Genomic DNA, 10,098 nt, shown 5'->3' with positions numbered 1-10,098 from the left:
CAGGAGCTGCCGAAGGCTGCGATCTTTTGATCTTCAGGAGCAGGCGACTTTGCGCGGCGGCAGAACAAAACGCTCGCGAAACGCCAGGTAATGCTTGAGCACCTGCACTGGCGCCTCGGTCTGCGGATAGTGGCCGATATCCGGCAACATCACGGTGTCTGCGTCCGGAATCAATTCCCGATAGCGCTCGACCATGTGAGCACCGGAAATCGGATCAACTTCACCGTCAATCAACCGCAGCGGAATTTCGCCACGCTGCATGGCCGCCACCCAGCGATCACGCTGGACCCGGCGCTCAGGAATGTAGTTGATCAACTTGTGCATGATGCGTGGCCCACGATTGGTATCGACCAGGCTCCAGAAATCATCCAGTTCGCTTTCTGTAGGCCGAGTGTTCGGCCCAAATATCTGCCGAAAACTTTTCACCAGTGCATCGCGGGTAAACGCGCGACCGATCATCCACCCCAGTGGGCTCAGCAACAGTTTTTGCATCAGCACCGGGCGATGAGTTTCTGGAAACAGTCCACCGTTAAGAAACACACAACTGGCGATTTCAATGCGGTCTTCGTAATGCCGGGCCAGTAGTTCCTGCGCGACGCTGTCGCCGTAATCGTGCGCCAACACATGCACCGGCTGCTCGATCTGCAGATGCGCGAGCAACGCCTGCTGCAAATCCGCCTGCTCCAGCAAGCTGTAGGTGTGGTTGATCGGCTTGGCTGAATCGCCGAAACCGAGCATGTCGCAGGCGATCACCCGATAACGCTGGGCCAAGGGCTGCCACAGGTAATGCCAATCCCAACTGGCGGTCGGGAAGCCGTGGATCAGCAGCAACGGCTCACCCTGCCCCGCCGCCCAATAACGGATCGGCTGACCACGAAAGACAAACGTCTGGCTGCGTTTACGCCAGACACACAGAGGAATCTCGGCAAGAGGCATTAGAGTTTATATCCGGAGTCTTGTTTATCGAGTTTGCGCAGCAACGCTGGCCAGGCCAGCGCGCCACCCATGCCTTGAGCACTTTTGGTGACGCCGGCGATCATCGCTTTGGCGCCCGCCAGAATCTGCGGTTCGATGGCGATGAGTTCAGCGCCACCGGTTTGCGCCATGACCTGAATGTCGCAAGCGCGCTGGAAGGTGAACATCATCAGAAAGGTGTCGGCGATGGTGCCGCCACAAGTCAGCAGCCCGTGGTTGTGCAGCATCAGGAAATTGTTGTCGCCCAAGTCGGCCTGCAAGCGCGCCTTCTCTTCGTGGTTCAGCGCGACACCTTCATAGCCGTGATAGGCCAGGCTCGACAGCACAAACAGCGACTGCTGGCTGATCGGCAACACGCCTTGCTTTTGCGCCGACACCGCGACGCCGGATGCGGTGTGGGTATGCAGCACGCAAACCACATCGTGCCGCACTTCGTGCACCGCGCTGTGGATGGTGTAGCCAGCGGGATTGATCTCGTAAGGGCTGTCCATGAGCTTGTTGCCGGCCTGATCGACTTTAACCAGGCTCGACGCGGTGATCTCATGGAACATCAAGCCGAACGGGTTGATGAGAAAGTCTTCGGTGCCCGGCACCTTGGCGGAAATGTGGGTGAAGATCAGATCGTCCCAGCCATGCAACGCGACCAGACGATAACAAGCGGCGAGATCGACACGGGTCTGCCACTCGGCGGCGCTGACCTGATCTTTGACATTAAGGGACGATTGGACGGGGGCTACGCTCACTGTATGCACCTCTGCGTTCTTATTGTTCTGCACGTGACAGCAGTCTAGTCAGGTGCAGGCAATCGCGTAGTTGCATTGGCAGCCAGCTTGATGACTGACCGGGTCAGCCGTGCAATCAACCTGGATCCATGTCAAAGCTTCGGCGCCAGCAAAGGTGCAGCAAGCGCCGCCAACGAGCAGGCTTGTCCGATCAGCCCTTGAGCGCGTCGATCAACTGCGCCAGCCAAGGCTCGGCGTCGGTCTCCGGGGTAACGCTTTCGCTGGCATCAATGCGCAGCATGTCCTGCACTTCAATCACACCCAGTTCACCGAACAACTCACGCATCTGCTCGCCGCCGCCGCAGAACGTGTCGCCATAACTGGCATCGCCCAACGCAATCACCGCGCCGGGCAAACCGCGCCAGGCTGCCGGCAACTGATCGCGAATGGTCGAATACAACGGTTGCAGGTTATCCGGCAACTCGCCCATGCCGGTGGTCGAGGTCACGGCGAGCAATGCTTCAGGACCGAACCCTTGAAGATCCGCCAGGCTGGCGCGCGAGTTGTAGAAGGTTTCAAAGCCAGCGGCTTTCAACAGGTTCTGGGCGTGGCGGGCGACTTCTTCGGCGGTGCCGTAGACCGAACCGGAGAGGATGGCGACTTTCATCAATCTGATCCTGAAACTGAAAAAATGAGCGGCGATAGTAGCAGCCTGAGCTGCAAAGTCGCGATTGGATCTCATCTGCCGATCATGGCCAGTAGACAGCGCCGATGGTTCTTCTAGAATGCCTGCCGTCGACCACTCTGCCCGGATTCACAGATGATCAATGCCAGTCTCCTGCAAATGGTGATCAACGCGTCTAACGATGGCATCGTCGTAGCGGAAAAGGAGGGCGAGCAGGACACCATCCTGATTTACGTCAACCCGGCTTTCGAGCGTCTGACCGGTTACAGCAGTGAAGAGATTCTGTATCAGGACTGCCGCTTTCTGCAGGCCGGAGACCGCGACCAGCCAGCACTGGCGAAAATTCGTGAGGTGCTGCGCAGTAATGGGTCGTGTCGGGAAACCCTGCGCAACTATCGCAAGGACGGCACGCCGTTCTGGAATGAACTGTCGCTTTCAACGGTAAAGAATGCTGATGACGGGCTGACGTATATCGTCGGTGTGCAGAAAGACGTGACAGTTCAGGTCAAGGCTCAGCAGCGTGTAGTGCAACTCGAAGCTGAGGTCGCGGCGCTGCGTGCAGAGCTGGCGGAACTGAAAGCGACGAACGGTTCAAACAAAACAGCGAACTAATTGTCATTAACTACAATCACCAATGACTTTGTAACTATTCCTTTCGAGTTAGCCATGCAGCGTGACGCCCTACTCACTCAGGATGAGCTGGATTTCATCCAGACCATGCAGCACAACCCGCAATTGAACGTGCGGGATGCGACGTCGAGTCTGCTGGTCAATGGCGGTTCGCAAATCCGCGATTTGCTCACGCGCCTCGCCGCTCACGAGCAGGTGACCATCCAGGCCAACTTCGAAAACCAGCAAATGACCTTTCCGCTGCACTTGGTCGAAGATGAGTTTCATGCGCTGCACTTGCGCCTCGGCGTTCCAAGCATTTACGAAGACGGCCCGATGGTGCGCCCATGGCGGCTGGTGCTCGAAGAACCGGTAGCGCTGGAAAATGCCAAAGGCCAGCCAGGCATGATGTGGGTGCACGAGGTGTCGCACAAAGGTGTGTTGCTGGAAATGCGCAACAAGACCAAACCTCCCAAGCATTTCGCCTTGTGGTTCAGCCCTTCGGGGTACGAGCGGATTTCATTGCGCGGCAATTTCGAGCGGGAAACCGATAGCGGTTTCTACGCCTACGAACTGAGCCAGACCGACGCAGATGAAACCGAGCGCCTGCGTCAGTTCATCCTGCAACAGCATCGCTTGACTCACCCTGCGCTGCACACCTGATTCAGCTATCCAGCTTCCCCGCCAGAAATTGCACCATGCGCTGACGCATGGTCGAACCTTCGTTGCCCAGACAAGCGACGGATGATCCCGCCAGGCTGTCCCGGGCCAGATCTGACGCATCGCCCGCCAGCATCAACTGACAATCCAGACTCATCGCCAGCCGGTTCAGGCGCCGAGGCAGTTCGGCACTCGGTGCATGGTTGGAAAACAGTACCAGTGCGTCCGGTCGGGTCTTTTCGCAAACCAGGGTCAGCTCATCGAATGGCTGCCCGGTGGTCAACACGCGAACCCCCGAGTCATTGCCGCTGAGGAACAGCGCTGCCACCAGCAATTCCAATTCCCGACATTGCCCCGACAGCGCACTGACGATCACCCGACGCGGTTGGGCGCCGCGCAGCATGATGATTCGCTGCAGGACTCGCGCCCTGAGAAAACCATCGAAGAACAGCCACTCGCTGGTTTGTCCGAACGCTTCCTGGCATTGCAGCAACTGCAGCCAGAGCGGCATGAGGATGTCCTGGAACACCACCGGCAGCGAGTAAGAAGAAAAGATCTGCGAACAGACGCGATCCAGCGCCTGGTCATCGAACGAACTTACGGCCTGCTGGATCTGTGTCTGCCATTGCAGGTAATCACTCTGCACCCGATCGTCAGGAATGAAATTGGCCAGTACTTTCAGCGGTTCGGTCTTGGCCAGGATCTTGCCGACCTTGCTCACGGCCACGCCACGATCAATCCAGTCGAGAATGCTGCGCACGCGCTCGATATCGTTCATCGAGTACAGACGATGCCCACTTTCGGTGCGGGTCGGTTCGATCAAACCGTAGCGGCGCTCCCAAGCGCGCAGGGTCACTGGGTTGATGCCGGTCAACCGTGCGACTTCGCGGATGGGGAACAAGTCCTCGCGCTCAAGTGAGGCTACGGCCTGCGAAACAGGTGGAAGGTCAGTCAGGACAGGCATTGCGCGTTCAACTTCCTTGTCAGGATTATTGGATCCATTCTAACCCTGATGGCCCTTTCATGTTCAAGAGGGATCTTGCGACGAAAACCTCTGGTTAATTCACGAAAATCAGGAATAATCCTTGCTTGTTGAAAAGCGCAGGCCTCTACCCCGGCCCTGCGTCAGGCGAAATTCCTACCCGGAATGACGCATTCGTAATGCGGAGATACACAATGTCTACTTCCCCCGTCACGCTGATGGTCGCTCGTCGTGTTGCTGAAGGTCGCTATCAGGATCTGATCGCCTGGTTGCGCGAAGGCGAACAACTGGCCACCGACTTTCCCGGTTATCTCGGCTCAGGCGTACTTGCTCCGCCGCCCGGCGATAACGAATTCCAGATTATTTTCCGCTTCGTCGATGAACAGACTTTGCATGCGTGGGAACACTCGGTGTCGCGCACGGCTTGGCTGGATCGTGGCAGCGACCTGTTTGCCCATCCGAAGGAACATCGGGTCAGTGGCATCGAAGGCTGGTTCGGCGCGGCCGGTCAGCGCCCACCACGCTGGAAGCAGGCGGTCGCGATCTGGCTGGCGTTCTTTCCGGTTTCACTGTTGTTCAACTTTGTCCTCGGCCCGCTGCTCGCGGAGATGAGTTTGTTGCCGCGTGTGTTGATCAGCACCGCGTGCCTGACGCCGTTGATGGTGTATTTCTTTATTCCGTTGTCGACGCGGTTGCTGGCCAATTGGCTGAACAGCGTGCCGGCACGACGTGTGCCTGCCAAAACATCTTCGCAGAACGTTTAGACGATCGCAGCCTCGTTGCCCTCGACAGCTCCTGCCCAAATCTCTGTGGGAGCTGCCGCAGGCTGCGATCTTTTCCGGCGTGTCGCTGTTATAGTTTTTGCTCCACCCGCGATGCGAGCCGTTCATGTCCAATTCCGCAGCCCCGATCCTCATCACCGGCGCCGGCCAGCGTGTCGGCCTGCATTGCGCGCAGCGTTTGCTGGAAAACCGTCAGCGCGTCATCTTCACTTACCGCAGCGAACGTCCCGGCGTACAGACACTGCGTGATCGCGGCGCGATTGGCCTGTTCGCCGACTTCTCCAGCGAGGCCGGGATTCTCGCCTTCATCACTGAACTGAAAACCCATACCGACAGCCTGCGCGCCATCGTGCACAACGCCTCTGAGTGGCTGGCAGAGACGCCGGAACATGAAGCCGATGAGTTCACCCGCCTGTTCAGTATTCATATGCTCGCGCCCTATCTGATCAACCTGCATTGCGCCGATTTGCTGCAACGCTCGACGCCCGCCGACATCATCCACATCAGCGACGACGTCACGCGCAAGGGCAGCAGCAAGCACATCGGTTATTGCGCGACCAAGGCCGGGCTCGACAGCCTGACGCTGTCCTTCGCCGCCCGCTACGCGCCAGCAATCAAGGTCAACGGCATTGCGCCGGCCCTGCTATTGTTCAATCCCGACGACGACGCCGCGTACCGCGCCAAGGCCCTGGCCAAATCCGCGCTGGGCATCGAACCCGGCAGCGAGGTGATCTATCAGAGCCTGCGCTATCTGCTCGACAACCCATATGTCACCGGTACGACCCTGACCGTCAACGGCGGAAGGCACGTCAAATAACACCCGCCTGCGAGGCTGCCCATGACCCGCTCTCTGCCTGAAAACTACCGCGACATCCTCGTCCGCCTCGGTGAAGACCCCGACCGCGAAGGACTGCGCGACACCCCGGTACGTGCGGCCAAAGCCATGCAATACCTGTGTCACGGTTACGACCAGAGCGTTGAGCAGATCGTCAACGGCGCGCTGTTTGCTTCGGACAGCGATGAGATGATCATCGTCGCCGACATCGAGCTGTATTCTTTGTGCGAACATCACCTGCTGCCCTTCATCGGCAAGGCCCATGTGGCTTATATTCCGACGGGCAAGGTGCTGGGGTTATCGAAGATCGCGCGGCTGGTGGACATGTTCGCCCGACGCCTGCAGATCCAGGAAAACCTCACCCGGCAAATCGCCGACGCGGTGCAACAGGTCACCGATGCCGCCGGTGTCGCCGTGGTCATCGAAGCCAGACACATGTGCATGATGATGCGCGGCGTGGAAAAACAGAATTCGACGATGAACACCTCGGTCATGCTCGGCGCCTTCCGCGAGTCGAGCAACACCCGCCAGGAGTTCCTGCAATTGATTGGACGGAGCAAGTAAATGCCACAACTTCAACCGGGAATGGCGCGCATCCGGGTCAAGGATCTGCGCTTGCGCACCTTTATCGGGATCAACGAGGACGAAATCCTCAACAAGCAGGATGTGCTGATCAACCTGACCATTCTGTACGCGGCGCAGGACGCGGTGCGTGACAACGACATCGATCACGCGCTGAACTACCGCACCATCACCAAGGCAATCATCGCCCACGTCGAGGGCAACCGTTTCGCGCTGCTCGAACGTTTGACGCAGGAATTGCTTGATCTGGTGATGAGCAACGGTTCGGTGCTGTACGCCGAAGTCGAAGTCGACAAGCCCCATGCGCTGCGGTTTGCCGAGTCGGTATCGATCACGCTCGCGGCAAGCCGCTGAGCTTCAAGCTTCGAGCTGCAAGCGTTAAGCTACCGCCACCCACAATCCAAACTTGCAGCTTGAAGCTCGCCGCTTGAAGCTGTCTCGAAGAGACCTCCATGAACGAGCAACAACGCCTCGAACTCGAAGCCGCCGCCTTCCGCCGGCTGGTCGCCCACCTGGACAGCCGCAAGGATGTGCAGAACATCGACCTGATGAACCTCGCCGGGTTCTGCCGCAACTGCCTGTCGAAGTGGTACAAGGCCGAAGCGGACGAGCGCCAGATCGAGGTCAGCCTCGACGACGCCCGCGAAGTGGTTTACGGCATGCCGTACGCCGAGTGGAAAGCCCAATTTCAGCAAGAAGCCAGCGCCGATCAACAAGCGGCGTTCGCCAAAGGAAAAACCCATGAGTGATCTGAACACCCTGCGCGCCAGCCTGAAGAGCGGCGAACACGCTTTCGCCGACACCCTGGCCTTCATCGCCGCCGGCTACGATTATCAGCCGCAGGCCTTCAACAACGGTGGCGTGGAAAACGCCGCCGGGCAGAACGAAGGCTCGTGCAAGACGCTGGGTCTGGCGCTGCTGGAAGGTCTGAGCGATGAAGAAGCGCTGCTGGCGTTCGGCGAGCATTACCGCTCGGTAGTGGCCACGCCTGAGGGCAATGATCACGGCAACATCCGCGGGTTGATCAAGCACGGTCTGGCCGGCGTGAAATTCACCGCCCAGCCGCTGACCCGCCGCTGATTAAAGATCAAAAGATCGCAGCCTTCGGCAGCTCCTACACCCTGATCATTCCCACGCTCTGCGTGGGAACGATCATCACGTAGCTGAAACTGCGGGCACAAAAAAACCGGCCAATCTGGCCGGTTTTTTTTATGCCTGCGATCTTAGAACGAAGCGTTCTGCAGACCGTCCAGGTAACGTTCGGTGTCGAGTGCCGCCATGCAGCCGGCGCCGGCCGAGGTGATGGCCTGACGGTAAACGTGGTCAGCCACGTCACCGGCGGCGAAGATGCCTTCGACGCTGGTTGCAGTCGCATTGCCTTCACGGCCGCCGTGCACCACCAGATAACCATCTTTCAGGGTCAGCTGGCCTTCGAACAGCGAGGTATTCGGGGTGTGGCCGATGGCGATGAACACGCCGTCGACGGTGATTTCGTCAAAGCTGCCGTCGTTGTTCTTCAGACGCGCGCCGGTCACGCCCATGTTGTCGCCGAGGACTTCGTCGAGAGTGGCGTTCAACTTGAGGATGATCTTGCCTTCAGCCACGCGAGCGTTGAGCTTGTCGATCAGGATTTTCTCGGCGCGGAAGGTTTCGCGACGGTGGATCAGGGTCACAGTGCTGGCGATGTTGGCCAGGTACAGCGCCTCTTCCACAGCAGTGTTGCCGCCGCCGACCACAGCCACTGGCTTGTTGCGGTAGAAGAAACCGTCGCAGGTGGCGCAGGCCGAAACGCCTTTACCCATGAACGCTTCTTCCGACGGCAGGCCCAGGTAACGCGCGCTGGCGCCGGTGGCGATGATCAGGGCGTCGCAGGTGTAGGTCGCGCTGTCGCCGGTCAGGGTGTACGGCTTGGCAGCAAAGTCGACGGCGTTGATGTGATCGAAAACGATCTCGGTTTCAAAACGCTCGGCGTGCTCGCGCATGCGCTCCATCAGGGCTGGACCGGTCAGGCCATGGACGTCGCCAGGCCAGTTGTCGACTTCGGTCGTAGTGGTCAGTTGACCGCCAGCCTGCATGCCGGTGATCAGCAGTGGCTTGAGGTTGGCGCGGGCCGCGTATACCGCAGCGCTGTAACCGGCAGGGCCGGAACCGAGAATAATCACTCGCGAATGACGGACTTCAGACATGACCTGCTCCTGTTGACCGAGCCGAAAAAAAGGCCCGGATCGCCGGACTGCCGGCGGGAATAAAAAAGGACTGTGGATAACCTTGGGGAAGGCGTGAGCTCGACAGTCCTGTAAAAAGTTGGGTGCAGCGTATCGAGGGGGGCAAGATTAAGGAAATACGGTTTAACAATCCAGCTCATAGGTGGTCTCTATGCCCACACACTGATGAGATGGACGTCTTTGTTACAGTGAATGTCGATCGCTCTACCGCGCTTTCACAGCCGTGGCAAAGTCGGTAAGGTCGGCGCGTTTTCCCTTGCTCGGAGCACCTTATGCCCGCCCCTGTTCTGTCCGGACCGCAATACCTGCGCGAAGGCCTCAAACTGGTCTTGAGCCCAGGCTTGCGCCTGTTCGTGTTGTTGCCACTGCTGATCAACCTCGTGCTGTTCGTCGGATTGATCTATCTGGCCGGCCACCAGTTCAGCCTCTGGGTCGACACGTTGATGCCATCGCTACCGGAATGGCTGAGTTTCCTCAGTTACATCCTCTGGCCGCTGTTCGTGGTGCTGGTGGCGCTGATGGTGTTTTTCACCTTTACCATGCTGGCCAACGTGATCGCCGCACCGTTCAACGGGTTCCTCGCGGAAAAAGTCGAAGTGGTGGTGCGTGGCACCGACGATTTCCCGGCCTTCAGTTGGGGCGAACTGATCGCGATGATCCCGCGCACCCTCGCCCGCGAGATGCGCAAACTCGGCTATTTCCTGCCCCGTGCCATCGGCCTGTTCATCCTCTCGTTCATCCCGGTGGTGAACATCATCGCCGCGCCGCTGTGGCTGCTGTTCGGTGTGTGGATGATGGCGATCCAGTACATCGACTACCCGGCGGACAACCACAAACTGGGCTGGAACGAGATGCTCGCCTGGCTGCGGCAGAAACGCTGGCAGAGCATGAGTTTCGGCGGGATTGTCTATCTGGTGCTACTGATTCCGGTGGTCAACATCCTGATGATGCCGGCCGCCGTGGCTGGCGCGACGTTGTTCTGGGTACGCGAGCGCGGTGCCGAGAATCTCGTGACGCAGCGCTAAGGCGGCGTCACAAATC

Annotated in this window: 14 protein-coding genes; 9 read left to right on the top strand and 5 right to left on the bottom strand. The window is 58.8% G+C overall.

The genetic code is table 11. From position 1 onward, the window contains the following. Positions 1–33: 33 nt before the first annotated feature. From EJA71_RS27305 to EJA71_RS27295, 3 genes are all read right to left on the bottom strand, one after another. A complete protein-coding gene (locus tag EJA71_RS27305) occupies positions 34–936 on the bottom strand; it encodes an alpha/beta fold hydrolase (protein WP_158961169.1) in 903 nt (300 codons plus the stop codon). Next, on the bottom strand, positions 936–1,718 hold the full coding sequence (locus EJA71_RS27300; protein WP_158961167.1) for a class II aldolase/adducin family protein: 783 nt from the start codon (positions 1,716–1,718) through the stop codon (positions 936–938). The genes EJA71_RS27305 and EJA71_RS27300 overlap by 1 nt, the downstream gene beginning before the upstream one ends. A gap of 190 nt (positions 1,719–1,908) precedes the next feature. Next, positions 1,909–2,364 (bottom strand): flavodoxin, encoded by a 456-nt coding sequence (locus tag EJA71_RS27295; RefSeq protein ID WP_158961165.1) that lies wholly within the window; start codon positions 2,362–2,364, stop codon positions 1,909–1,911. 153 nt (positions 2,365–2,517) lie between these two features. Between EJA71_RS27295 and EJA71_RS27290 the strand changes: the two genes are divergently transcribed. Further along, positions 2,518–2,994 carry a PAS domain-containing protein gene (locus tag EJA71_RS27290; RefSeq protein ID WP_158961163.1) on the top strand — a complete coding sequence of 159 codons (477 nt, stop codon included), beginning with the start codon at positions 2,518–2,520 and terminating at the stop codon, positions 2,992–2,994. A 54-nt stretch (positions 2,995–3,048) separates the two neighbouring features. Then, positions 3,049–3,654, top strand: a complete 606-nt coding sequence (locus EJA71_RS27285; protein ID WP_158961161.1) for a hypothetical protein — start codon at positions 3,049–3,051, stop codon at positions 3,652–3,654. A 1-nt stretch (position 3,655) separates the two neighbouring features. On the opposite strand, the gene EJA71_RS27280 is transcribed toward EJA71_RS27285, so the two are convergent. Next, positions 3,656–4,615 carry a MerR family transcriptional regulator gene (locus EJA71_RS27280; protein WP_158961159.1) on the bottom strand — a complete coding sequence of 320 codons (960 nt, stop codon included), beginning with the start codon at positions 4,613–4,615 and terminating at the stop codon, positions 3,656–3,658. Positions 4,616–4,827: 212 nt separating this feature from the next. Between EJA71_RS27280 and EJA71_RS27275 the strand changes: the two genes are divergently transcribed. The 6 genes from EJA71_RS27275 to EJA71_RS27250 all read left to right on the top strand — a co-directional run bounded on the left by EJA71_RS27275 (position 4,828) and on the right by EJA71_RS27250 (position 7,912). Then, the gene (locus tag EJA71_RS27275) at positions 4,828–5,397 is read left to right on the top strand and encodes an antibiotic biosynthesis monooxygenase (protein WP_158961157.1); all 570 of its coding nucleotides are present in this window, start codon (positions 4,828–4,830) and stop codon (positions 5,395–5,397) included. A 124-nt stretch (positions 5,398–5,521) separates the two neighbouring features. Further along, complete coding sequence (gene folM, locus EJA71_RS27270; RefSeq protein WP_158961155.1) at positions 5,522–6,232, top strand: dihydromonapterin reductase; 711 nt, start codon at positions 5,522–5,524, stop codon at positions 6,230–6,232. Between the two features lie 21 nt (positions 6,233–6,253). Then, on the top strand, positions 6,254–6,814 hold the full coding sequence (folE, locus tag EJA71_RS27265) for a GTP cyclohydrolase I FolE (RefSeq protein ID WP_158961153.1): 561 nt from the start codon (positions 6,254–6,256) through the stop codon (positions 6,812–6,814). Beyond that, positions 6,815–7,186 (top strand): dihydroneopterin triphosphate 2'-epimerase, encoded by a 372-nt coding sequence (gene folX / locus EJA71_RS27260; protein WP_158961151.1) that lies wholly within the window; start codon positions 6,815–6,817, stop codon positions 7,184–7,186. Positions 7,187–7,284: 98 nt separating this feature from the next. Then, the gene (locus EJA71_RS27255) at positions 7,285–7,581 is read left to right on the top strand and encodes a DUF1244 domain-containing protein (protein WP_158833161.1); all 297 of its coding nucleotides are present in this window, start codon (positions 7,285–7,287) and stop codon (positions 7,579–7,581) included. Next, a complete protein-coding gene (locus tag EJA71_RS27250; protein WP_158961149.1) occupies positions 7,574–7,912 on the top strand; it encodes a HopJ type III effector protein in 339 nt (112 codons plus the stop codon). Before EJA71_RS27255 ends, EJA71_RS27250 begins: the two co-directional genes overlap by 8 nt. A gap of 143 nt (positions 7,913–8,055) precedes the next feature. Here the strand turns inward: EJA71_RS27250 and trxB are convergent, their stop codons facing one another. Next, entirely contained in the window at positions 8,056–9,018 is a 963-nt protein-coding gene (gene trxB, locus EJA71_RS27245; protein ID WP_108226178.1) for a thioredoxin-disulfide reductase, read from the bottom strand. A gap of 311 nt (positions 9,019–9,329) precedes the next feature. Between trxB and cysZ the strand changes: the two genes are divergently transcribed. Beyond that, complete coding sequence (gene cysZ, locus EJA71_RS27240) at positions 9,330–10,082, top strand: sulfate transporter CysZ (protein ID WP_158961147.1); 753 nt, start codon at positions 9,330–9,332, stop codon at positions 10,080–10,082. Positions 10,083–10,098: the final 16 nt, after the last annotated feature.

Origin of the sequence: Pseudomonas sp. PB106, from assembly GCF_009764645.1 — a bacterium.
In the GTDB taxonomy this organism is placed as follows: domain Bacteria; phylum Pseudomonadota; class Gammaproteobacteria; order Pseudomonadales; family Pseudomonadaceae; genus Aquipseudomonas.
The sequence above is the reverse complement of the archived record's forward strand: the minus strand, read 5'-3'. Positions and strand labels throughout refer to the sequence as shown.

Coding starts and splice junctions, on each gene's coding strand:
- EJA71_RS27290 (WP_158961163.1), top strand. CDS start 2,518: ATGATCAATGCCAGTCTCCTGCAAATGGTGATCAACGCGTCTAACGAT.
- EJA71_RS27295 (WP_158961165.1), bottom strand. CDS start 2,364: ATGAAAGTCGCCATCCTCTCCGGTTCGGTCTACGGCACCGCCGAAGAA.
- EJA71_RS27280 (WP_158961159.1), bottom strand. CDS start 4,615: ATGCCTGTCCTGACTGACCTTCCACCTGTTTCGCAGGCCGTAGCCTCA.
- EJA71_RS27250 (WP_158961149.1), top strand. CDS start 7,574: ATGAGTGATCTGAACACCCTGCGCGCCAGCCTGAAGAGCGGCGAACAC.
- cysZ (WP_158961147.1), top strand. CDS start 9,330: ATGCCCGCCCCTGTTCTGTCCGGACCGCAATACCTGCGCGAAGGCCTC.
- EJA71_RS27305 (WP_158961169.1), bottom strand. CDS start 936: ATGCCTCTTGCCGAGATTCCTCTGTGTGTCTGGCGTAAACGCAGCCAG.
- EJA71_RS27255 (WP_158833161.1), top strand. CDS start 7,285: ATGAACGAGCAACAACGCCTCGAACTCGAAGCCGCCGCCTTCCGCCGG.
- folX (WP_158961151.1), top strand. CDS start 6,815: ATGCCACAACTTCAACCGGGAATGGCGCGCATCCGGGTCAAGGATCTG.
- EJA71_RS27285 (WP_158961161.1), top strand. CDS start 3,049: ATGCAGCGTGACGCCCTACTCACTCAGGATGAGCTGGATTTCATCCAG.
- folE (WP_158961153.1), top strand. CDS start 6,254: ATGACCCGCTCTCTGCCTGAAAACTACCGCGACATCCTCGTCCGCCTC.
- trxB (WP_108226178.1), bottom strand. CDS start 9,018: ATGTCTGAAGTCCGTCATTCGCGAGTGATTATTCTCGGTTCCGGCCCT.
- folM (WP_158961155.1), top strand. CDS start 5,522: ATGTCCAATTCCGCAGCCCCGATCCTCATCACCGGCGCCGGCCAGCGT.
- EJA71_RS27275 (WP_158961157.1), top strand. CDS start 4,828: ATGTCTACTTCCCCCGTCACGCTGATGGTCGCTCGTCGTGTTGCTGAA.